The organism is Actinomycetota bacterium (assembly GCA_040757835.1).
Classification (GTDB): Bacteria; Actinomycetota; Geothermincolia; order Geothermincolales; family RBG-13-55-18; genus SURF-21.
In genome coordinates this window covers 113,282-137,130 of sequence record JBFLWJ010000006.1, presented here as the reverse complement: position 1 = coordinate 137,130, position 23,849 = coordinate 113,282, and the positions used below count along the sequence as shown (strand labels likewise).

At 65.2% G+C, this 23,849-nt stretch carries 16 protein-coding genes; 7 read left to right on the top strand and 9 right to left on the bottom strand.

All coding sequences use genetic code 11. The features are described from left to right. Positions 1–385: 385 nt before the first annotated feature. From AB1384_07735 to AB1384_07725, 3 genes are all read left to right on the top strand, one after another. Positions 386–1,324 carry an MBL fold metallo-hydrolase gene (locus tag AB1384_07735; GenBank protein MEW6554160.1) on the top strand — a complete coding sequence of 313 codons (939 nt, stop codon included), beginning with the start codon at positions 386–388 and terminating at the stop codon, positions 1,322–1,324. Positions 1,325–1,516: 192 nt separating this feature from the next. Then, positions 1,517–2,305, top strand: coding sequence for a zinc-ribbon domain-containing protein (locus tag AB1384_07730; protein ID MEW6554159.1), 789 nt, complete (start codon positions 1,517–1,519; stop codon positions 2,303–2,305). Positions 2,306–2,459: 154 nt separating this feature from the next. Then, the gene (locus AB1384_07725) at positions 2,460–3,512 is read left to right on the top strand and encodes a diacylglycerol kinase family protein (GenBank protein ID MEW6554158.1); all 1,053 of its coding nucleotides are present in this window, start codon (positions 2,460–2,462) and stop codon (positions 3,510–3,512) included. Here AB1384_07725 and AB1384_07720 read toward each other — a convergent pair. After that, entirely contained in the window at positions 3,509–4,345 is an 837-nt protein-coding gene (locus tag AB1384_07720) for a universal stress protein (protein MEW6554157.1), read from the bottom strand. The genes AB1384_07725 and AB1384_07720 overlap by 4 nt on opposite strands. Beyond that, positions 4,345–7,551, bottom strand: a complete 3,207-nt coding sequence (locus AB1384_07715; protein ID MEW6554156.1) for a glycosyl hydrolase family 65 protein — start codon at positions 7,549–7,551, stop codon at positions 4,345–4,347. Before AB1384_07715 ends, AB1384_07720 begins: the two co-directional genes overlap by 1 nt. 325 nt (positions 7,552–7,876) lie before the next feature. Between AB1384_07715 and AB1384_07710 the strand changes: the two genes are divergently transcribed. Next, on the top strand, positions 7,877–8,932 hold the full coding sequence (locus AB1384_07710) for a glycosyltransferase family 4 protein (GenBank protein ID MEW6554155.1): 1,056 nt from the start codon (positions 7,877–7,879) through the stop codon (positions 8,930–8,932). A 92-nt stretch (positions 8,933–9,024) separates the two neighbouring features. On the opposite strand, the gene AB1384_07705 is transcribed toward AB1384_07710, so the two are convergent. From AB1384_07705 to AB1384_07685, 5 genes are all read right to left on the bottom strand, one after another. Next, positions 9,025–10,131: an FAD-dependent monooxygenase gene (locus AB1384_07705; protein MEW6554154.1), complete on the bottom strand. Its 1,107-nt coding sequence runs from the start codon at positions 10,129–10,131 to the stop codon at positions 9,025–9,027. A 3-nt stretch (positions 10,132–10,134) separates the two neighbouring features. Next, positions 10,135–10,884, bottom strand: coding sequence for a hypothetical protein (locus AB1384_07700; GenBank protein MEW6554153.1), 750 nt, complete (start codon positions 10,882–10,884; stop codon positions 10,135–10,137). Positions 10,885–10,954: 70 nt separating this feature from the next. Then, positions 10,955–12,052, bottom strand: a complete 1,098-nt coding sequence (locus AB1384_07695) for a hypothetical protein (GenBank protein ID MEW6554152.1) — start codon at positions 12,050–12,052, stop codon at positions 10,955–10,957. A gap of 6 nt (positions 12,053–12,058) precedes the next feature. Further along, positions 12,059–12,631 (bottom strand): hypothetical protein, encoded by a 573-nt coding sequence (locus AB1384_07690; GenBank protein ID MEW6554151.1) that lies wholly within the window; start codon positions 12,629–12,631, stop codon positions 12,059–12,061. A 99-nt stretch (positions 12,632–12,730) separates the two neighbouring features. Continuing rightward, positions 12,731–12,985, bottom strand: a complete 255-nt coding sequence (locus AB1384_07685) for a translation elongation factor-like protein (GenBank protein ID MEW6554150.1) — start codon at positions 12,983–12,985, stop codon at positions 12,731–12,733. Positions 12,986–13,291: 306 nt separating this feature from the next. Here AB1384_07685 and AB1384_07680 point away from each other — a divergent pair, with 306 nt between their 5' ends. The 3 genes from AB1384_07680 to rsgA all read left to right on the top strand — a co-directional run bounded on the left by AB1384_07680 (position 13,292) and on the right by rsgA (position 17,975). Then, a complete protein-coding gene (locus tag AB1384_07680; protein MEW6554149.1) occupies positions 13,292–13,585 on the top strand; it encodes a metal-sensitive transcriptional regulator in 294 nt (97 codons plus the stop codon). Positions 13,586–13,716: 131 nt separating this feature from the next. Beyond that, positions 13,717–16,713 (top strand): FAD-binding and (Fe-S)-binding domain-containing protein, encoded by a 2,997-nt coding sequence (locus AB1384_07675; protein ID MEW6554148.1) that lies wholly within the window; start codon positions 13,717–13,719, stop codon positions 16,711–16,713. Between the two features lie 182 nt (positions 16,714–16,895). Then, positions 16,896–17,975 (top strand): ribosome small subunit-dependent GTPase A, encoded by a 1,080-nt coding sequence (gene rsgA / locus AB1384_07670; protein ID MEW6554147.1) that lies wholly within the window; start codon positions 16,896–16,898, stop codon positions 17,973–17,975. A 161-nt stretch (positions 17,976–18,136) separates the two neighbouring features. Here rsgA and AB1384_07665 read toward each other — a convergent pair whose 3' ends face one another. Together AB1384_07665 and AB1384_07660 are read right to left on the bottom strand one after the other, a co-directional pair. Beyond that, a complete protein-coding gene (locus tag AB1384_07665) occupies positions 18,137–19,228 on the bottom strand; it encodes a hypothetical protein (protein ID MEW6554146.1) in 1,092 nt (363 codons plus the stop codon). A gap of 71 nt (positions 19,229–19,299) precedes the next feature. Continuing rightward, positions 19,300–23,733: a DUF5719 family protein gene (locus tag AB1384_07660; GenBank protein MEW6554145.1), complete on the bottom strand. Its 4,434-nt coding sequence runs from the start codon at positions 23,731–23,733 to the stop codon at positions 19,300–19,302. Positions 23,734–23,849: the final 116 nt, after the last annotated feature.

Here is a 23,849-nt window from a genome sequence, read left to right as displayed (position 1 = left end):
GGTCGATACCGATGTACACTCTACTCATGGGACGCCTCCTTTCGGTCGTGCCGGCCCTTTCAACCGGCATGTTTGGTTTGTCACCTAATTGTTCGGAGGCGTCCGTTCTTTATCATTCCAGGTCTTGCTTTTTGGATACCTCGGTATGTTGCCCTTTCGCACCGGCGGTCGTATCGCGCACATGCAAGACCTGCCCCCCTGCCCTGCTTCGCCCCTGGAAGATGGACCTGCGACGCCGCGCCGGGATGCACATACCTGGCGACGGTCTTGAGCAATGGCGACTGGGGCCGGTATAAATGCTGACCCCAGCGCTACGCGTCGCTGGCCACGGGTCCCGCTTAATACGGTAGAATAGCTACGGTATTCGCCTGAGAAAGGAACGCGCTTGCTTCCCAAAGGCATCGTCCTGCACAAGGACAGGGAGACCATCTGGCCGGCGTCGGCCAACGTGCTCCTGATAAGGGATGAAGACGGCGCCATCCTGGTGGACGCGGGCTGCGGACACGAGGAGACTTACCTGCGCCTCAAAGAGTTCATCGTCGCACAGGGCTTGGCCATGGACGATATCCACACCGTGGTACTCACCCATGCACATCCCGACCACATGGGGGCCATGCGCTACCTGCTGCAGGAGATCTCGCCCCGTGTCTTCCTGCATCCGGTGGAGGTAGCGTTGGCCGCGGAACCCTCCCAGCTCAACCGCACCTTCGACATGGCCCTCCCGCTGCGCTACGGTATAAACCCGTACGACGTCGAAAAGCCGGATATATTGGACTATTTCAGCGGTCTCTGCCCTATGGCCAAGGCCGACGCTACGGATACCATCGACCCTGATGGTGAACTCAAACTGGGAAAGTACAGGTTCCAGGTGATAGTGACCCCGGGACACGCCAACGGCCTGGTGTCCCTCTTCGAGCCGGAGAACGGCATGCTCTTCACCGCTGATGCGGTGGGGGACGTGGTGGCCTGGTACGCGCCGTCTTCGGGCGGGCTCACCGGCTTCCTGGAGGGGCTGGACAGACTGGCGACGGTGTCCGCCGCCTACGTCGTCCCCTCACACGGCAACGTCAGCGGTGAACCGCGGGCAGAGGTGGAGAGGACCAGGAAGAGGCTGCTGCGCCGCGAGGACAAGGTGCTGGCCGAACTCGCGGGCGGGCCGCTGCCCTTTCCGGAACTGTCGTCGCGGGTCTTCAATAACAATCCGCTCATCGTCTTTTTCCCGGGGCCGCAGATCCTCCAGTGCCACCTGGACAAACTGGAGGCTGAGGGCAGGGTGAGATGCCGCGGTGAGGAGGACGGCTGGCTGGTAGAGCTGCTGCGTTAGGCACCCGGGGAAGAGGACGGGTGGCTGGTCGAGCTCCTGTGGGAAGGAGATGGGTAACGCCGGGTGAATAATGGATTGAAGGGGGGTAACGCACCGCTCTTATCGGTACCGCCAGGGCATCGCTGCGGAACGATGCCGGCAACATGATAGCGAGATGGAGGCAGAGGAATGCATCCTTAGGGGGTGAGGGACTTGAGCGCATGTCCGCAATGTGGCCAGGAGAACAAGGAAGGGGCGAAATTCTGTATTAAATGCGGCGCAGGCCTGGAGGCGCAAGTCCAGGCGGAGCCGCAGGCGCCCGCCGCCGGGGCGGTACCTCCGCCGGCGGCCACGCATCCCCCCGTGCCGCCGCCGCAGGCGGCACAGCCCACCTATCAGCAGCCGGCGCAGCCTACCTACCAGCAGCCCGCCCAGTTCCAGCAGCAGGCGCCTCCGCCCGGCGCCTACCAGCAGCCGTATGCCGCGCCTCCGGCGGCGCCCTATCCCGCCGCCTACGCCCCGGCGCCTGCCTACACCTCCAAGACCAGGAGCGGGATGTTCTGGGTGGGGGCCCTCATCGTCCTGGTGGCCGGGATCATGGTGCTGGTGAGCACGTGGATGGCCTGGGGCAGCGGACCAGGCGGATACCTCTCGCTCTCCGGCTGGGACTGGTTCGACATCGGCAAGGCTGGAGGGGGCGCCTCCGGAGAGGTGGTCAACGCCTTCTTCATCTACTCCGACGGCTACCCCATATTCACCGGCCTATGTTCGCTCATCGTGGGAGGCCTCATCGCTCTTATAGCCGTGCTCATGCTCCTCTTCCGCAGCAAGGGGCTGGGGGGCCTGGCCATCCTCTTTTCCATCTTCGCCCTGGGCATGGCTATAACCAACCTCACCACCATCCTGCGCACCGAGGGTATCTCCGTGGGCGCGGGCATGTACATCTTCCTCGTCTTCTCCTTCCTGGGGTTGATCGGGGGCGGCTTGTCCATGTCGGGGTGACGCCGGGAAGCGAACGGATGGCTGCCCGGAGCCGAGGATGATAGGATAGCGTAAGTATCCGTTCATACCCGCACAGGTGAATATGGGACCAAACAACGGCTGGGCGGGCCGGCGGCGAGCATGGCTTTATCTTTTTCTATATGTATCGGCCGGCTTGGTCCTGGCAGCGGCTCTGCTCTGCTGCGGCGACATCGCCGCCGCGGGGGTCCCTGTCCTTCCCCTGCCCCTGCTGGGCATAGCGGTGCTCACCAACGTCGAGGCGGGCCGCAACCGTTTCGGCCGTTACAAGAGCTACGGCCTGCCGGAGATCGTCGGGCCAGGCGGCCTGGTCGAGGAGACCGAGACCATGGAGGAGATCGACGGGGCTATCGAACGCATGCTGGCGCGGGGGGAGCGCCTCATCTGTATCAACGGCGGCGACGGCACCATGCAGAGGACCATCACCCACATGATCAACAAGTACGGCGAGGAGGCCGTGGGTGTGCCCGTCCTCTTTCCCCTGCGCGGCGGGACCATGAACCTCCTGGCCGACCACCTTAAGATAAAGGGCAAGACACCGGACCTGTTGCGCCGGGCGGTAGCTGCCGAGCGGCTCTCGCCAGACCTTCCCCATATCGAGGTGTCCACCCTGCGGGTGACGCGGGATATCGGCGGCAGGGAGGAGAGGGAGTACGGCTTCTTCTACGGCAACGGCGCCCTCTACCGCTTCCACCGTGTCTATTACCGAGAGACCAACGGCGGCCCGGTGGCCGCTGCCAAGCTCTTCGCGAAATGCGCCATCGGGGGCGCGACCAAGAGCACACGTTACCAGCACGTCTTCGGCCTCACCCCCGCCAAGGTGACCATCGACGGTTTCACGATCCCCGCCGACCAGGTGACCATCGTCCTCGCGGTGATGTTCCAGGTGGTGGTGATATCCTTCGACGCCTTTCGCGACGAGGGCGAGGGTGATTTCTACGTCATCGCCACCAGTGTGCCCATCTTCAAGATGGCCAGGAAACTGCACCGGCTGCTGTGGGGGAAGAACTCCGAGCACCCCCCCTACCCCATGGAAGAGTTCTTTAACCGGAGGGCCTCGCGCATCCACATGGAGTGCCGCGAGGGTTACAGCCTGGACGGCGAGGTCTTCGAGATCGAGGAGCCTTATACCCTCACTATAGAGAAAGGGCCCACGGTCAAGTTCCTCAACCTCGGGGTCAGCCCCTAGGTGCGGATGAGAAGCACCGGGACCTCGGCCCGGGCCAGCACGCCCCGTACTGTTTCCGCCACCTTGTCCTGCAGCAGGCCGCGCCAGGACAGCGCGATGAAGTCCTCGCCGTTCTCCATGGTGAAACGCAGGACCACCGCGTCCGGCCTGCCCCGCCGGTGGAAGAGGCGCAGCCGCGCATCGGGGTGGAGGTAGGTGTAAAAGCGGTAGAGAAACTCCTCGTTCCAGGCCGGCCAGTCGTACTGTGGGTGGTCCAGGTAGCGGGGGCTGCTGAAGGTCGCCAACTCCATGGGGGGCTTCTTCTTCGCGCCGGTTATATGCAGGATGTCCAGGTCCAACTGCATCTCCCGGGCCAGGTCGAAGACCTGCTTGATCACGCAGTCAGCCAACGGGGTCTCCTCGAGGGGTACGAGCATCCTGGACGGGCGCCACTCCGGACCGGGCAACTCGCGCATGGCGGCGCGGATCACCGTGATCGGCAGGGTGGAGCGCTGTATGAGGTCGAGGGCGGTCTGGCCGGCCAGCCGTTCCGGGTCGTTGGACTGGCCATGGCCCGAGAGCACGATCATCCACGCCTGCACTGATTTCGCCAGGTCCAGGACGGCGCCCGCCACTTCCCCGCGCGGCTGGTGGAACACGAAGTCCTCCTGCATGGGGGCGATCTGCAACCGCCGGGCCAGGCGGTGGTGGGGCACGGGATGGTCGGTGACGTGCACCACGTGGAGCACCCCGCCCACACGCCGCGTCAGGGCGCGGGCGGCTCCGAGGGCACTGGCCGAGGCGACTGACCCGTCCAGGGGCAGGACCAACGCCCGCCGCTGTCCGACGGCCATCAGCCTCCACCCTCTTCCTCGAAGTCGCCCCAGCCCTTCCCGGACCAGGTCGAAACGTATAGGCCCCCGGTACGTACCATGCGAGGTTCGCGTCCAAATGTGCCCACCGCAACCTCGATGCCCTGCGGCCCGGAGACCTGCAGCGTGATGCTGCGGTTGCGCCTGATGTCGAAATCCAGCCACGCGCCGCGCCAGTTGAGCGAGAACTCCAGACGGCGCCAGCGCGACGGCAGCTTAGGGTAGATGAAGAGCCCCGCGTCCCAGGCCCTCACCCCCGCGAAACCCATTACCAGCAGCTGCCACAGGCCGCCCAGCGCCGCTGCGTGCACCCCGCCCGCGGCGTTGCCCATGCTGTCGCCCAAGTCGATAGTGCCCGCCCTGCGCAGGTATTCCATGGCCGTCCTGGTCATCCCCAGGCGTGCCGCCACCAGCCCGTAGATGGCGGGGGAGAGCGAGGAACCGTGGGCGGTACGCCGGTCGTAATAGAGGAAGTTCTCCTCTATGGTCCGCGGGTCGTAGCTGTCCTCCATCAGGTACAGCGCCATGACCACGTCCGCCTGCTTGACCAGGCGGGAGGCGGCGGTCTTTTCCCTCCCGAGGATGGTGTCCAGGGCCACGGTGTGCGGCTCATAGCGGCGGACATCGATGTCCTCAAGCTGGAAATAGCCCGCGAATTGCTCGAGGAGGCCGCTCTCCCCGTTGCCGTACATGCGTTCCGCCACCTCGCTCCACGCGTCCGGCTCCTTTGCCCGCAGGGCGAGCTTTTTCCGCATTCGGCGCCATTCCTCCGGGTGGTCATCCCTCAGGATCCTGACCGCTTCCACGGCATGGCGCAGGTTGTAGGCGGCCATCAGGTTGGTATAGAGGTTGTCGTCAACCTCCTCATGGTACTCGTCGGGGCCTTCGACCCCGCGGACGTGGTAGAGGCCGTCTTCTTCCAGCCGGGCGCGGCTTGCCCAGAAGCGGGCCGTCTCCACCAGGATCTCCGCCCCCGCCTCCAGGAGGAATTCCTCATCGCGGGTGGCGCACCAGTAGGTCCACACCCCGTAGGCCACGTCCGCCGTGATATGGTGCTCCAGGTGGCCGGAGAGGATGGGGATGACCTCGCCGTCGGGAGCGAGGGCCGCGGGAGGGGTCATCTCCTTGCCGTCGCCGGTGGATTCCCAGGCGTACTGGGCGCCCCGGTAGCCGCCCAGTGCCGCGTTGGCCCGCGCTCCTCCCAGGGTGTGATAGCGGTACATGAGCATAGCGCGCGCCGTGGCGGGATGGGTGAAGACGAAGAAGGGCAGGATGAACATCTCCGAGTCCCAGAAGATATGGCCCTTGTAGATGGGGCCGGAGAGGGCACGGGCCCCGATGGATACGCGATCGTTGCCCGCGTTGCCGGCGCTGATGAGGTGGTAGGCGGCGAAGTTCGCCCAGCGCTGGGCCTCGGGGTCTCCGCTAATATGCACCGCGGCGGTCTTCCAGCGCTCCTCCCAGGCCGCCATGTGCTGGAGCATCAGCTCCTCGAAATCGTGCTGCAGCTGTTCCGCCGCGTGCGCCAGCGCCGCCTGCTGCGCGTCCACTCCATCCAGCGAGGTGAAGACGCTGACGAACTTCTCCAGCGTCACCTCCTGGGCGATATCGCCGATCCAGCGCCAGCTCTCCAGAACGGTAAGGTCGTCACTGCCATAGGAGTGCTCCGGCTCCACGAAGCCGGGGGCGATGCGGCTCTGCTGTGCCATAGCCGCGTCGATGGCGGTGAAGAGCGTCTGGGCGCGCACGAACACCCCGGTGTCCGAGTCCGCGTATCCGCCGGTCATCCTCTCCAGGCCGCGCAGGGGAGGGTTGCTGCGCGGGTTCAGCCGCAGCCCCGTCTCCAGCCTGAGTTCGCCCCGGTAATTACGTGGTATGACGGTCACGCGCAGGGCGAGGGCGTGGGGATCGGCGAGGGAGGCGAAGCAGAGGAAGAGCACCCGGGTCACGCGGTCGGTGATGTCCTCGTAGAGCAGCTCGCGGAAGAGCACCCCCTTGTGCATGTCCAGTATGCGCCGGTGCTCCACGATGTTCTTGCGCTTCATCTGTATGCGTTCGTCGTCTACGTAGATACGGGTGAAGAGCCAGTCGGGGAAGATGGGCATCTCGTCCGGGGCCGGTTGGCTGCGCCGGTCGAATACCCCGGCTACCAGGGTGGCGGGACTCGACGCCTCGTCCTGTTCGGCCAGGGACCCACGGGTCCCCAGGTAGCCGTTGCCCATGGTGAAGATGGATTCCACCTCTCGTTCGCGCACGGGGTCGTAGCCCTCCTCCACGACGAGGAAGGTGGGGTCGCTGCTGGGGAGAAAGAGCCGCCGCAGGTATGCCTGGTCCTTTATAATGCGCAGGAACTCCGCCGGGCCTCCCCCCCGTGGCTCTACCCCCGCGGGGACCCCGTTGGGCTCCTTGCCCACGGATACATAAGTGATCCCCTCGACCCCGGGCAGCACCATGCGAAAATCGGACCCCTCGAAACCGGCGATGGGGCCGAATTCGTCGCCCAGCACGAGGACGTCGCCGTAGGATATGTTGCGCCGCTCCGCCACCTCCCTGAGGATCCAGCGCAGGGAATCGGACTTGTCCGTGAGCCCCACCTCCACGTGCTTGACGTCGCTGGTGATGCGGGCGTCGGCCAGGCCCATCTGCCGGGAGTAGCGCTCCGCCGCCTCGTAGACCCCCTTGATCCCCGGCGCGTAGCCCCCCTCGCGCAGGCGCCTCTCCGTCTGCCGGAGCAGCTTGCCTATTCTGGACTTGGGGGGGTCGGGCCATTCCGGTATGAGGTCTATCTTCCGCCGGTTCAGGCGGTTATAGACGATGTCTATGGTCAGACCCGAGCCCGTTTCCACCTCGGCCTTCAACGCCTCCGCCACGCGGTCGAGGGCCTGGTTCTCCTCGTGTGTCGCCTCCCGGTGGTAGAGGAGAAACAGCTCGGAGTGGGCGTCGAAGCCGTAGACCTCGGAGCCGCGGTTGGTGCAGATGTAGAGGTTGCGCTTGCCGGGACCGGAGATATGGCAGGCGAACTGGCGTTCGATGTTGTCGTAGTTGGTGCCGGTGACCACCACCACATAGACGTCCAGTTGCAGCAGGTCCCGGAGGGCAAGGGCCACCGGCCTCGCGTCGGCGGCGCGGTCCCTGACCGCGGTGCCGTCCCAATCGAAGACGATTATGCGGTATGCCTTACGGCGCATGTCCCCGGTTCCGTTCCTCCCTGATGCTGTGATGTAATACTGCCCTGCGGCTGTTCCGGCCCATGGGCCGGACCTCTGGAGCGTTTGACCTGCCACATGTACTCCTTTTATTATGCCCCGCATGCGGTCCGCGTGACCATCGTGCCCCCACTTGGCGGGGCGGGCGTGCGGGTAATAACGCGGCGGCCGCAGTAGTTTGAAAACGCAGGGATCGGGAAATAGGGATAGTGTACGTCATGGGTATGCCGGTTATATCGACCTTTCCCTGGTCTCGATGGGGTTCGCCCCGGAGCGGTATGATAAACATGGTTGAGGAGGAGACCTCGTGCACATCGCCATGCTGGCACCAGTGTGGATACCCGTCCCACCCGACGGATACGGCGGGATAGAGAGGGTCCTGGCGCTGCTGGTCGACGGACTGGTGGAGCAAGGGCACCGGGTGACCCTCTTCGCCGCCGGCCCGGGCGGCACCGCGGCCAGGCAGGTGACCTACCTGGAGGAAGCACCCACGCGCCACATGGGAAAGACGCTGTTCGATGCGTATCACGTTGGACAGGCTTACCGGGAGATCGCCAGGGGGGATCACGACATTGTCCACGACCATTCGGGCTTCCTCGGGACGGCCTTCGCCAGCCTGCTCCCCCAACCCGTGGTGCACACCCTGCACGGGCCCTTCACCCGCGAGACCAGCCGGTTCTACCAGGCCTTCAGGGACGATTGCTACTACGTGGCCATCAGCGAGCGGCAGATGGAGTGTGGCCCTGACCTCAACTATCTCGGCGTCGTCCACAACGCCGTCGACATCGAGACCCACCGCTGGCTGGGCGAAAAGGACGATTATCTCATCTGCCTGAGCCGCATCTGCGAGGACAAGGGCACGGACCAGGCGGTGGCCCTGGCCCGCAAGGCCGGCTGGCGCATCATCCTCGCGGGCAAGATAGACGAGGGGCGCGACCGCGAGTACTTCGAGCGGCACGTGCGGCCACACGTTGACGGAGAGACGGTGGTCTATGCCGGGGAGGTGACCCAGGAGGAGAAGGTCCGCCTGCTGTCGCGGGCACGCGCGTTCCTCTTTCCCATCCGGTGGGAGGAGCCCTTTGGGCTGGTAATGGCGGAATCCCTGGCCTGCGGGACACCGGTGATAGCCACGCGCTGGGGTGCCGTGCCCGAGATCGTCCAGCACGGCGTCACCGGCTGGCTCGCCGACTCCCCCCGGGAGCTGTTGTCGTACATCGGGCGCATCGACGAGATCGACCCCCTGGACTGCCGCCGGGCCGCGGAGGAGCGCTTCAGCCCCGCGGTGATGGCCGCCGGTTACGCGGAGCTCTATCAGCGGGCCATGGAGATGCACCACCACCGCATGATCGGGGTCACCCCCTGACATGTGACATGCCGGGCACACCCGAAGCCCTGGTTGCCGTTGCGCAGCACGATGTCACATGTCAGGGGCTGACCCCCTCCGGGCTGACCCCGTTACTTGGAGAAGCGGCGGCGCAGGGCGCGCCGGTCGCCGCGTGCGGCACGGCCGCGGTCCGAGGCCAGGGAAGAGGTATCCAGCTCACCCACGCCGGCGTCGAGATGCCGCCGCTGCCTCTGCTCGCGCTCAACTATCTCCTGCATACGGTAGCGATAACGGATATGCGGCGTGATCCTCTCCCCGGCGCTCTCGGCGATGGACTCCGCGGCCACTTGCCCGCTCTCCAGCGCCAGCCCGATCCCGAAACCCCAGGGGTCGAGGAGCCCCGCCGCTTCGCCCACCAGCAGGGCGCAGCCCGCCCCCAGGCTGTAATGGCCACCCGCCGCCATGCGGTTGGAGGCGGAGATGCGGCGCATGGGCTCTCCCTGCAGCTGCAGCCCCGCCCTCTGCCTCAATACGGAGGTGAGGGCGTCCAGCTCCTCGCGCCAGCCGCGGTCGGTGCCCAGGTTGACCGCCATCCCGATGAGGCCGCCTTTGGCGAAGAAGCGGTCGATGCCTATACCGTTGCGCAGGAGGGCGAGACCCATCCATTCCGGGTCCCAGTCCATGGAGCCCTCGCCCATGACCAGCATGGCCCTCTCCAGGCGGGGCGCGGCGTAGAGGCGGTGGAACTCCGGCCGAAGCCGGCGCAGGACCATGGAGTCCGCCCCGTCAGCTGCCACCAGGTAGGTCGCCTCCACCACCTCTTCCCGCTCGCCGCAGGAGATGCTCGCCGTTACGTGGAAACGCTCCAGGTCGAAGTCGACCAGCTCGCATCCGTCCATGACCTGCGCGCCGCATCGCGCGGCCATATGGGCGTCGAGGCGGGAGCGCATCACGGAAAGGCCGGGCGCGGGATAGGGCAGCGCGTAGGAGCCCCCGCCCTCGCAGAGGAGGCGGGCGCCGCGGACCGTCGGTTGCACATCCATGACGTCCGGGGGCAAGGCCCCGAAAGCCTCCTCCAGCAGCTTCGCCGCCCCCGGGGGTATGAAGCCCCCGCAGGGCTTGTCCCGCGGCAACTTCTCTTTTTCGATCAGACCGACCTTGAACCCGGAACTCGCGAGGGAACGTGCCGCCATACAGCCGCCGGGACCAGCTCCCACCACCAGGACGTCGTAGTACAACTATCACGCCCCGGGGCCGTAACGGATATGTTCGTACCAGTGCATGGGCTGCTCGGGCCCCTTGGTTAGGATGGTCCAGAGCGCGGCCAGGACGCTCTTGATCCCCTGCGACGCCAGTTTGGCCTCGAGGCCTGGCACCTTGAGCACGGGGGGGAAGGCGCCCGGTGTCGCCTGGGGCGAATCCTTGCCGGCCTCCTTCTTCGCAAGGGGGAGCTCGATGGTGGCGAGGCAGCAGTCGTCTCCGGTGGAGAGCAGCTTGGAGAGCTCCGGGACCATGAGGTCGGGGTTGAGCACCGAGAAGGTCCCCGCCTCCAGGGCCATCATCAGCTTGGTGCATACCTCGGGGCAGCATTCCAGATCCCGTGCCGCCGGGCAGTACCGCTCCTCCTTCACCGCCCTGCCCTTGGTCTCTTCCGTCCAGGTGCCGCGTACCCCCGCCAGCCCGTCCTCGTAGTCGAGGACGCGGCCCAGGCTGCGCGCGTCATAGGGGTCGATCTGCAGGTATTCGCGGAGGATGGGCGCGCGGTCCTCCCCGATGCGGTAGAAGACGTACTGCAGCGCCCGCACCCCTTTCTCCCCGAAGCGGTCGTAGAGGGCCGGCAGCAACCTGGTAAGGCCGCGCATGGTCACGCGCATTGGGACTTCGAGGTGCCACGCGGGATCGGTCAGGTCGCGCAGGCTGGGGTTGAGTGACTTCACCGCCAGGCCGTACCCAACGGCCGAGAGCAGGGCCAGACGCTTGACTCTTTTCAACATAACGCTCACCCGCTTTCTCTTACGGCCCCCTCCCGGGACGTTTTATATCAGCCTCCCCTGCCCCTTGTCACGGGGCGAGAGGGCGGTTGACATCTATCTCCACGATCTCGCCCGTGCCGGCCCTGGCGGCAAAGACGATACCTTTGGAATTATATTCCAGGATAGTCAGTCTTTCGCCCTGTTGCTCCACTTCGCTCTGCTTTTCCGGCGGGCCGAATTCGGCGACGGCCCCGGCCGTCGACGAGGATATGCCCACGCCCTTGGGCGTCAGGCCCATATACGGGTAGCGAACGCTTATGGACACCACGACGTCGAAGTCCCCAAGTGTATTGTTGCCGTCCGTGTCCTCAAGATACAAGTTGAGTTTCCATGGGCCGTAACCCCCGGTATAGGTGGCGTAGACCAGTCCCTCGGTGGTAAAACCCGTGCTATCCGGAGCACCGTATTTCTCTTTCACCGCCCGGAACTCATCCCCCATGATGATCCCCGCCGCCGTCTGGCCGGCGACTATGGGGGCATTGCCGTAAATGCCGAAGAGTCCCCCCTGGGCGTCATCGTCGTCGCCTTCTTCCTCTACGGGGCGTAGTCCGCCGTAAGCGTAGACCACCACGGTGATGGCTCCCTGCGGCGGCAGCACCAGGAAATCGACTCCCCTCTCCACGTAGGAATAGAGCTTCATCCTGTTGCCGTCGGGTCGCTGTATCTCGCTTATGTTCTCACAAGGACCGAACTCCCTCTCGATGTCCCCCGGGGAACTCCCGATGCCGACCCCCCCCGAGGTGAGCCCGGAGTAGGGCGCCGAGACCTCGATGGAACCCACCTCGTCCGCGCCGTCGAGGTAGCCGTTGCCGTTGTCGTAAAGGGTGACCACCAGGCGCCACGAGGCGGGGTCGTCGATCTTGCCGTCCTCCCTGGTCCTCTCGTAGTAGGCATAGAGGTAGCCGCCGTCCTTCAGCTTCTCGGCGGGGTCGCCGTGGACCTCCTGCACCGCCGAGAAGGGATCGCCGATGGACACCTCCGCCATGGAATATCCCGGCACGATGGGGTCGCTGTCCCAACCCCGCACGGCCTCTTCGCCGCCACAAGAGGAGACGACCGCGGCGGTCAGCAACAGCGCCGCGCAGAGCGCGATGGAAACTGCCGTCTTGGGGCGGTTCTCCTTCACCTTCGATCATTCTCCAGGTCGCCCCGCGGCGTGGTCTTCACCGCGGCCGCGCCGCGCGTACTTGACGGGGATATCCAGTTCGCCGGCCAGGTGCTGCGCGATGAGGAAGGCCTTGGCGCGGTTGTCGGCGGGGGCGCCGGTCATGCCGGAACCGTACAGCTTCAGCCTGCGGCCGCCCTTGCGCAACAGGTATACACGGACGAAATACGCCAGGTCATGCCTGGTGGCACGCTCCCCGCCCTCGTCGGGGACGCGCTGGGATTCGACGACCTCCAGGCCCTCCAGCTCCTCGCGCTCCATGGCCTTGCGGCTGGGTATGAAGTAATGGTATCGCTCCAGGATGAGCTGGCGCGTCCCGGCGTCACAGATCGCATAGGTGGGCGAGGAGAAGATGGTGAACATGCTGTAGAAGAGGATGACGATGCAGCTGATCCCCAACTCCAGGCGCAGCACGCCGGCGGTGGCCAGCACCGCCGAGACCACCGACGCGTAGAAGACCACCACGTGGACGCTCTCCCACAACCCCCCTCTTATCTCGAACTCAAAGCGCTCGGAGCCGCTTACGGCCGCCTCCGCCATCCTTCCTCCCGATCGAGGTTTCGTACCCAAAGGTCCTTTCGCAGCCATTATAACCCATGGGAGGAGGCCTTCACGGACATATGGCCCCGCGTGTGGTGGTCAGTCGCCGGTGACCTTGTACACGATGTCGTGTTCCCGGGCATGGCCTTCCACCTTGATGCCGATGACGTCCCCCGGTCCCGCCTTCTCCACCTGGTCGTGTTCGATCTGCATGGAGGTGATCCCCTGGGTCCAATCCGAGGTGTGGCCTTTGATGTGGATGGTGTCTCCCACCCGCAGCTCGTCCTCGAGCTCGATGGCCGCTACGCCGATCTTGGCGAAGTAATGAGTGATCCGTCCCACCTGCTTCTCCATCTTGCACCTCCTTCCCGGGTTGAGTCCTGAATGACCCTCGCTGGACGGGGACGTTCAAGCCATCAACCTTATTCGAGCCCCCGCGTCGCGCACCGGTTCCCGCACGCGGGGACCAGGTTCGCGGGCCCATATGCACCCGCAGCCTGCGGCTCACCCTAAGCCTTTTTTCGGGGAAGCGGCCTTCGAATCCTGCGCGGTACATGGGGTCCTCGTCCGGCCTCCGTAACGCGCGGAGACATGACGCAGCTGATGGTGGTGCCCGCATGGCGGATATATAATGGCAATGGTCCGAGACGAGGAGGTATTATGGCCGGAAACAGCGACGAGAGAGAAGCCGTTCTGCGCAGGCTGAGGCGAGTCGAGGGCCAGGTGCGCGGCATCATCCGCATGGTGGAGGAGGAGAAGGACTGCGAGGAAGTGCTTACCCAGGTGGCCGCGGCGCGCTCGGCCATGGACCGCATCGGCATCCACATCATCACCCACCGCATGAGGGAATGCCTGCAGGAGAACCGCGAGCTGTCGCCCGACGAAGCCATCGCCGAGGCCATCGACACCTTCCTGCGTTTCAGCTCTCGCATAGGCCCGGTAACCCCCGAATAGGGCGGTATCCGGCGATCTCCCGGCCCGTTCCCGGCGGTCTGAGCCGTATGATCTAGATCGTATCGCCTATACCCCCAAGGGTATATCATCCCTCCATGGATTACTGGATTTCTCTTTCCTGGAGGTAGGTCATGGCCAAGACCGATCTGATCCCCGGAGCCCTCTCTGAACTTGAAGAACGTTTCGGAGAGCGCATGAGCGCGGACCCCGTCGAGAGATACATCTATTCCCGTGACATGGGAGAGTTCCCCGGCATCGTGGGCAAGATAGTGGGCGGTCTCGCCCAGGCGGTGGTACAGGTGGAGAGCGCGGAGGAGCTGGGCTGGATCGCGTCCTTCGCGCGCCGGCGCGGGCTTCCCCTCACCCCGCGCGCCGCCGCCACCAGCGGCTACGGAGGCGCCATCCCCGTTAAAGGCGGCATCGTCGTCGACCTCACCCGCATGAACCACATCATCGCCATCGACACGGAGGCGAAGACGGCGACGGTGGAGCCGGGGGTGGTCTGGTGGGAGCTGGAGAAGGAGCTGCGCTCGCGCGGGCTCGCCCTGCGCTCCTACCCCTCGAGCGCCCCCTCCTCCACCGTGGGAGGATGGGTGGCCGAGGGCGGCTCGGGCATCGGGGCCTACGCCTACGGCGAGGTCTCGGACAGCCTGCTGGGACTGAAGGTCGTGGGGCCGGACGGGGAGAAGACGGTGGACGGCGATGGCATGGAACTCTTCGTGGGTTCCGAGGGGACGCTGGGTTTCATCTCCGAGGTCAGGCTCGCGGTGCGCGAGGCGGCGGTGGAGGCACCCTTCCTCTTCTCTTTCGACGGCCCGGAGGGAGCGCAGCGCCTCATCAATTCCCTCAAGGGCGGAGACCTCCCCCTCTTCCACCTCCAGGTGATCACCCCCCAGCTGGCCGCCCTCAAGAACAAGGTGTCGGACAGCCCTTACCTTCCCGAGGGCTCTTACCTGGTGCTGGCGGTGCTGGAGGGCGGCGAGGACGGGCCCGGCGGCGAGCTTGTCCGCCTGGCCGCGAGCGCCATGGGCAGGGAGGTGGACGGGACCGCCGCCGCGCACGAATGGGACGAGAGGCTCTATCCCCTGCGCATCAAGAAGGCCGGGCCGTCGGTGATCCCCGCCGAAGCGGAAGTGCCCACCGTCAAGGTCGGGGCCCTGCTGGCGGAGACCGCGAAACGCCTCCCCGAGCTGGCCCTGGAGGTCATCGTGGGCAGCAGGGGGCAGTCGGTCTTCCTGGGCTTCATCCCCAGCGACTCGCGCAGCGCCGATTTCACCGTCAGCTTCACCGCGTCGCTGGAGTTCCTGCGCCTGGCCGAGAAATACGGCGGGGCGCCCTACGGCATCGGCCTGTACTTCGTGGACAGGGCGGACAAGCGGCTGGGAATGGCCGCGAGGAAACGGCTGCAGCAGGCGAAACGGGAGGCGGACCCCGCATGCCTCCTCAACCCCGGCAAGATGGTGGACACCTGCGCACATGCCCCGCGCCTTCAGGCCCTGCGCGGCATGATGGCCGCGGCAAAGCTCTCTCTGCCCCTGGCCGTGCCCACCCGCAAGCTGGCTCCCCACGTGCGCATCACGCGCCGCAAGCTTCCCGGGAAGGTGGAGGAGGCCGCGTTCACCTGCGCCCAGTGCGGTTACTGCAAGGAGGGGTGCACCCTCTACTGCGGAAAAGGGTGGGAGAGCGCCTCTCCGCGCGGCAAGATGCAGTACCTGAGGGGTTACGCCAAGGGCGAGGTGCCCCTCACCCAGGAGATGTCGGATAAGTTCCTCCTCTGCACCACGTGTAAGAAGTGCGACCTCACCTGCCAGACCGACCTGCCCATCGAATCGGTATGGGAGGAGATGCGAGGAGAACTGGTGGCCTCGGGCAAGTTCAAGACCTTCGCCCCCTTCGAGATGATGGGCGCTTCCTACGACATGGAGAACAACATCTGGGCGGGCTTCGCGGCGGAGCGCAGCGCTTGGCTCCCCGATGACGTCAAGCCCCAGGAGAGCGGCCCGGTGGCCTACTGGGCCGGCTGCACCGCCTCTTACGTGGAGCAGGACATCGCCCGCGGGGCCGTGCGCATCCTCAAGGAGGGGGGTGTGGATTTCGTCTACCTCGGCAACGACGAGACCTGCTGCGGCGTCCCCTTCCTCATGAGCGGCAAGTGGGACGTCTTCGAGGAGGCGGTGCGCCGCAACGTGAAGGCCCTCAAGGAGAGGGGAGTGAAGAAGATATACACCTCGTGCCCCGGGTGCTGGGTCACCCTGAGCGGCCATTACAGGGAGTGGGCAGAGAAGCTGGGCCTGGAGTGGGACATGGAGGTCGTGCATATCACCGAGCTGGCGGCGGAACTGGTGCGCGAGGGCAAACTCGAATTCAAGCACGAAGTGCCCATGAAGGTCACCTGGCACGACCCCTGCCACATCGGGAGGCACGGCGGGATCTACGAGGAGCCCCGCGAGGTGCTCGAGGCCATCCCCGGCCTGGAATTCGCGGAGATGGAACACAACCGCGACGAGGGACTGTGCTGCGGCAGCGTGCTCACCCTCATCGGCGACACCCGCCCCACCTCCGGGCGCATCGCCCACGCCCGCCTGCAGGAAGCGCACGATGTCGAGGCCGACGCCATCGTCACCACCTGCCCCTGCTGCGAGTTCCAGCTGCGGGTTTGGAACGCGGCCGAGGGCAACGGCCTCAAGGTCCTGGACTTCGCCGCGGTGGTCGCGGAAGCCCTGGGCGAGAAGCTGGAAAACCCCGATCCCCAGGTGGAGGCGTCCTGGGCCGTCTTCGACACCATGATCCAGCTGATGACCCCGCAGGGCATGGCCGATTTCATGTGGGAGTTCATGGACTCGATATCGCCGCTCCTGGGCAGGACCATGCGCCTGGGCAAGAAGATACCGGCGCCGCTGAAGACGGGGATGTTCGCCGTCACCGACCGGCTCCTGCCCCTGGTGATGCCGAAGATGCTCCCGGTGATGATGCCCTGGATGCTGCCGCGCATGATGCCGTTGATGGAGGCGAAGATGCCCACCATGAGCGGGTCCATGCGTGAACTCATGCCGGATATCCTGCCCAAGGTTATGGACAGGATCATGCCCGACATGATGCCGCGCATCATGCGCTTCATGATGTCCTGAACCTGCCATCAGGCCGGATTTAGCGATAAGGGTCCGGTAAACCTTATATGGATGCCGCAATTCAGCTGGGAGCAGTATGCTCGAAAGGTTCTCTCGTGGCGCTCCCTTCGAGGCAGGTCTCTAGACCTCTTCGCTAGTAAATACCTAGAATTGGGATAATAACGACTATCTGGAGATCGCTAGTGAAAGGTGCGGGAGAGATCGACCTCGAGGACCTGGGTTATAATGCCTTCTTCGAGTCCGGCCGCGAAGAGCAGGGGCTGGACGGCTACGCACTGGCGCGGGTCACCGCCGAGCACAAGGGCGCGTACGGCGTGAGGGACACGCACGGGGAGTACCTTGCCACCGTGACCGGGAGGTGGATGCACGAGGCGCGCGCGAGGGAGGACTACCCGGCGGTGGGAGACTGGGTCGCGTTGACCGACACCGGCGGTGGCAGGGCCGTCATCCACGGCGTGCTGCCCAGGAAGACCGTGCTCGAGCGGAAGTACAGCGGCCGGCAGGAAACCCAGGTGATCGCCGCCAATATCGACATCGCCTTCGTCGTCGAAGCCACGGGCGGCGGCTTCAGCATGAACCGCGCCGAGAGGTACCTGGCCCTGGCCCGCGACGGGGGCATCAGGCCGGTCGTCGTCCTCAACAAGGTCGATCTTATAGCGGAAGCGGAAGTGGAAGCGATGGTATCCAGGCTGCGGGAGAGGTTCAGGGGCACGGACATCATCAAGACCAGCGCCGTTCTGGAAAACGGCCCGGGCGAGATGGCGGCGCTCGTCAGCAGGGGGACTACGTGCTGCCTGCTGGGGCCGTCCGGGGTGGGTAAGTCCACGCTCATCAACCGGCTGCTGGGGGAAGACGCCATAAGGACCGACGCCGTCAGTGCGAGGACAGGCAAAGGCAAACATACCACCACGGTGAGGCAGATGTATTTCCTCGCGGGCGGGGGCATCCTCATCGACAACCCGGGAGTGCGGGAGATAGGGATGACGGACGCGCAGGCTGGCATCGAGGGTGCGTTCTCGGAGATAACTATGCGGGGGAGAGATTGCAGGTTCGCCGACTGTACCCATGTCCACGAGCCGGGGTGCGCGGTGAGGGAGGCCATCACCCGGGGTGAGCTCGACGGGGACATGTATGAGAACTACCTCAAACTGTCCAGGGAAGCGGAGTACTACGAGATGACCAGCCTGGAGAAGAGGAGGAAGGACCGCGATTTCGGCAGGTTCATCAAGCGGGCTAAAAAAGATCTGAAGAAGTATGAGTAGCGGGCCTGCCGCGCTCTTCCGCCACCGGGTGTTCAAGGCGCCGCTTCACCCCGGGATCGTGGGCCTCGACGCGTCAATTGCGCCCCCACGTTTCAGACTGGCCGGTATCCCTCGGAAAAAGCGATAGCGCGTCTGGACCCAGCGGCTAAGGACATGAAATCCTATACCAAGCGCGGCGGGGGCACGAAGACGTCCCGCATGCCGGTCCGCTCCAGGGTGATGGCCGTGCTGGCGCAGTGATAGGCGCAGACGCCGCACCCGATGCACCTGGCGTCGTCCACGCTCGCGACGTCGCCGGTCAACTCGATGGCCTCCATGGGGCACATGTCCACGCACACCTCGCAGGCGTTGCACACCTCACCGTCCACCGTGGCCCTGTACGAAGTGTAGGTCTGCATGGGGATGGCGCCCCGGTAGAAAAGCTCGAAGGTGCCGCAACAGCACTTGCAGCAGTTGCAGATGGCGAACTCTTTGCGCTCCAGGTCGTTCTTCTCGTGGAAGAACTTGTGCACCAGGCCCGCCTCCTCACACTCCCTGAGGATCCTCTTGGTCTCCTCCCTCGTGATCTCCTTCCCGAAATCGTAGTCGATCATGAACCGGGCCGAGCGACCGAAGGTGAGGCAGTTGACCTTTTCGTCCGTCACCTCGCACGGCTTGCCGAGGAGGTCCTTGTGGTGGCGGCAGTAGCAGTAGCTGACGGCGAAGGTGTCGAACTGGTCAACGATCTTCATGGCGTCCTCGTAGGGCAGGACGCTGTCCTGCTTCACGTCTACCTCGCACTCGACGGGGACCACGCGCGTCAACGGGGGCACGACCTTCATCACTTCCATGACGCTGTCGTAATTGGCCTGGATCATCCGCGAGAGTTCCTCGAACAGCTTCTCGAAGAGGACCGCGAGCTTCTTTTCTTTCTCGCCCGTCCCCCCCCGCACCATGGTCAGCTCGAAGAGGCCGGGGAAGGGCGGCATGAGGGTATAGACGTCGATCCCCGTGCTGCGGCTGGTGGTGACCATGAGGACCCCCTTGTGCAACAGCCCGTCCAGCATGGCGTCGAGGGACGCGCCATCCAGGCCGCGGCGCTCCTTTATCTCCTCCATGTTCAACGAGGGCTTGTCGAAGATGGTGATAAAGGAGGCCTCCTCCTCGTCCATGATGGTCCGCAGCAGCTCGAGCAGGGTGTCGGTTATGGGCATGGGCACCGGCCCGGCATTGTTCATGGCCGTGGCCGCTTTCATCCAGACCTTCTCGGACATATTCACCTCCCTGACGTTGTTGCGCAACGCAGTATATTCTATAGGAATTCCCCGATGCATGCCTTGACCGCTCAGGGCCGGAAGCCCACGACGTCGTGCCCTCCCGTCCAGGCACCGTTGTAGTCGAAGTACATGGGGCGCTCGGCGATGATGGGCGGGCCGCTGCTCACCCTTACCCCGCAGGACAGCTGCAGGTCACTGCCGGCGTCCTGGTTGACCGCGATGGTGTAGCGGCTGCGTGCCGGCACCATGTGGTCGCGGGTGAAGGCCTCCCCGCCCTGGGGCATGTAGGTCACCGTGACGTTGGACGGCGCGTCGCCGGGGTTATACAGGCACAGCCACTCCTCGAAACCCGTGCCGGTGTAACCCTCCGCGAAGAGCCATTCCCCTGCGGGAGCGGCCGCGCCGACCACGCAGTGCCCTCCTGTCCACATACCGCGGTAGTCGAAGTACATGGGACGTTCGGCCACGATGGGCGCATCTGATGTGACCTCGACAGACACCTCGCGGTCGGGACCTACCACGGTGTTGACGGACACGGTGGTGCGGGAGGCGGGAGCGATGGCCACGTCCTGCTCCTGCGTGCCGCCGTCGTTGAACATATAGGCTATATGGGCATTGGCCGCCTGCTGCCCCGGGTTAGCCAGGCAGAGGTACTCATCGAAGCCTTGTCCGGTATATCCCTCGGCGAAATAGAAGGCGGTCCGGGGAGCGGGGATGCCCATGACGTCGTGCCCGCCCGTCCATACCCCGCCGTAGTTGAAGTACATGGGGCGTTCGGCCACGATGGACCGGCCGTTGGTGCACTCCACCTTCATGGAGAAGTCGTGCGCGGCATCGTCACCCGTCCCCAGCTCGCTGCGGGGGTCGACGGTGAGGCGGGAGTTGGCGGCTACGCTCACCTCCTGGGTGTCCTGGGTGCCGTCCCCCTTCAAATAGGTTATCTTCACCGCGGCCTGTGCGTCCCCTGGGTTCTGGATGCAGAGGTAAGGCGCGAAGTCGGGGCGGCAGGTCCCCTCGGCGAAATAGAAGGCGGTCCGGGGCGCGGGGATGCCCATGACGTCGTGCCCGCCCGTCCATACCCCGCCGTAGTTGAAGTACATGGGGCGTTCGGCCACGATGGACCGGCCGTTGGTGCACTCCACCTTCATGGAGAAGTCGTGCGCGGCATCGTCACCCGTCCCCAGCTCGCTGCGGGGCACCACGGTGGTGCGGGTGCGCGCGCTCACATTGATATTCTGCACCACGGTGGTGCCATTACCCTTCATGTAGGTGATCTCCACCTCGGCCTCGGATTCCCCCGGGTTCTGGATGCACAGGTAAGGCTCGAAATCGGGCCGGCAGGTCCCCTCCGCGAAATAGAAGGTGGGATTGGAGACGGTGAAGCCGCCGGTAAGGACACCTTCCTCGAGATCGGGATTGATAACCACCACGTCCCATGCTCCCAGGGCCGCGCCGCTGAGGTCGACGTCGCAAGTGATCTTCTGCGGCGAGACGACGTCCACTCCGGTGGCGTCGATGACCGCACCCTCCCGCCTCAGCTCCACCGCAGCCCCGCTCCGGAAATGCGCTCCCGCGATATCTTCGATGGTGATGGGACCGGTGTTGGTGCACCAGTTGGGCGTGATGCCGGTGACGGTGGGAGGCGGGAAGTCGACGGTGAAGCCGCCGTGCAGGGTGTCGCTGCCGCCATCCGCGTTCTGGACCGTAAGCGAGTAGAAGCCGGCGTCGGCGCCGCGCAGGTCGAAGCGGCAACTGATCGTGTGGAACGAGTCCACGCTCACGCCGGTAGCCGAGATCACGTCCGTGCCGTTGGTCAGGGTAACCACGGGGTGAGCCCCGCTGGCGTAGAACCCGCTCCCCTCCAGGTCGCCGATGTCCACGAAGCCGTTATTGTAGCCCCAATCGGGCGTTACGGAATCTATCCTGGGGAGCACGTGGAAAGCGGACGAAGCGCTGCCCGCGTCGTTGGCCACGCTGATGTTCCCGGTGACCGCGCTGTGGGGCACCGCGCACGCGATGGCGGTATCTGTCCACGACGTCACCTCCGCCGCCACGCCGTTGAAAAAGACGTTATCGTGGAGGGTCCGGGGGGCGCCGAAATCAGAGCCGCTCACGGTCACCGTATCCCCCGTGTGGGCGGGCGAAGGGTCCACCGAGGTTATCTGCGGTGCGGAGCCCACCAGGGTGATGCTCGCCGCGTAGGTGGGGGAGACGTTGCCGGGCATGGCGGCGTCGCGGAACTTGATATATACGGTGCGCAGGCCGCCCAGGCGCTGCAGCGTCCAGGACACGGAGGCCTCGTAGCGCTGCCAGACGCAGCCGGTGAAGGTGGGGTCGTCGTTGGAGACCATCATGTCCATGAGCCCCGCGCCGCCGGGGTCCACCGCGTCGTTGCCGAGGGTGACCTGGGCGACATCGGTGCTGGCGGCCCCGCCGTCGATCTGGAACGTGGTGCAGGCGGGCGCCTGGGTGTCCGGCGCGGCGCTCTTTTCCACGGAGACGTCTTTGACCGTGGGGGTGCTCTCGTCGGGAGCATGGCCCACGTCGGTGTAGACCTGGCAGATGCGGTGGGAGCCGGGGCTGTCGCTGTCGTAGACCTCGCCGAAGCCGCCGCCCGTCACGGTGTAGTAATAACCGCCGCTGAGGTAGGGCATGGGGAACTCCAGGAAGGCGCCGCGCAGGTCGCCGCTCCATTCCCCGCCCGGCACCACCTCGTAGCCGCAGAGGTGGTTGGTGATGGTGCAGGTGACGTCCTCGGCTTCCCCGGGGACCGGGTCCCATACGTGGCTGACCTCAGCATCGATCATGTTGTTGAAGTTGCTCTCCCCCCCCACGTTGGTCCCGGCGTAAAAGGGCCAGGAGTACTGCAGGGGGTTGCCGTTCTGGTCGCCTGCCAGCTTGTAATAGAAGTTGACCACGTTGCCGTTGCTCACATGGATGGTGCGGTAGCCGGGGTAGACCCACATCTTGTCCCACTTGGGGTCCAGGATATTCGGGGCGTCCTGGAACATGGTGCAGGTGGTGTTGACGTATTTCACCTCGCCCCCGCCCGCGGCCCAGGGTATGCTGCCATAAGAGTCGGAGTGGTCGTGGCCGCTGATGACCAGGCTCACGTCGTAGGTACGGGCCAGCTTGATCGCCGCCAGCCGCCCCTCCCCGCGGCCCCCCAGCCTGATGCCGAACATGTCGGCGTCGTCGAACATGGAGCCGGAGCCGGCCGTTTTCCAGGGGTCGTGGTGCTGGGCGATGGTGCGCATCTTGGCGCCGGTGTGGGCGGCGAGGTCGTCCCGGGCCCAGGCCAGCTGCCCGGTGAGCTTGCTCAAGTCGATGGCGTCCTCGCGTGCCTGGGACCAGCCGGCCTGGAACGCGTCCCCCCCGCCCCGCAGTTGCCCCTGCCACTTCCCCGGCCGCAGCATCTCGTCGGGTATCAACCAGTGCAGGTTGCGCTGGCTGGAGGTCCAGTCCATGGTATTGAGCGCCGTGAAATGATAGTCGGGGCCGTAGTTGAAGGAGAAGTACTGCGGCCCGAAGAGGTCTCTCCACGAGGTCAGGTAGTCCTCCTCCAGCCGGGAGTTGTCGAGGTTGTAGCGGGCGTAACCATCGTGGTTGCCGGGGAGGATGAACACCGGCACGTCCAGCTTCAAGGTCTCCTCGTAGAACCAGTCCATCTCGAACCACGGCTCGTAGTAGTAGCCGTTCCAGGGGGTGTTCGCGTAGGCGGCGATGGCGGCGTAGTCATGCTCATAGAGCCACTTCTGGGAGAAATCGAAATCTCCGGTGAAGATGCATACGTCCGGCTTCTGCAGGTTCACCTGCTGGATGGCCTTGTGGTAGTATTCCGCGCCGTAACCGTCCTCCTCACGATAGTCGGCGTGGCGGTAGTTCCTCTGGTGGGTGGCGTTGGAGCCGGGGGAGTGGGCCTCCGGTCCCCATACGTGGATGTCCGTGAGCTGGCAGAGGTTGAAATCGTCCTTGAACGCCTCGATAACCTGCAGGGCGTGGGGCTGGGAGTCCGAGATCCAGCCCCCGTCGGGCCTGTGGCCGTTGACGGTGAGGTCGTAGAGGTCGTAGGGCACGTTGCCGGGCACGGTCACTCTCACCAGGTACAGGAGCGCTTTGGGCTGCGCCTGCTGGGAGTACTCCGGCCAGCGGGCGCTGTAGCCCACGCTGAAGGAGTCCACGCGCAGCTGCCGGTGCACCGCATAAGGGGTGTTGGAGGCGTTGGCGAAGACGGTGAATCCGTCAAGGATTGTGAGGGGCTGGCTCCAGTCCTGGTCGCGGGGGTCGAATTCCAGCGTGAACTGGTCGCCGCACCGGGATATCTGGGGGTACCCGAAGGTGGGATAGATGACCTGCTTGATGCGGTTGCGGTCGATGGGCACTGCCGCTGCGGCACGCTCTGGCCGGGGGACCGCCAACAGCGACAGGACGGTTGCGGCCAGGAGAACGGCCACGATTGCGGCGCGTGTGAGGGCGACGCTGAAGATGTGTCTTGATGCCAAGGGTATCGGGCTCCTCTCTTGTTCCCGGGCCGCTACGGGCAACCTGGAGATGAAACCATAACTACATGTTATTCTCGGCAGGCCGCGCCATTAACTTGCATGCACAAGATGCCCGG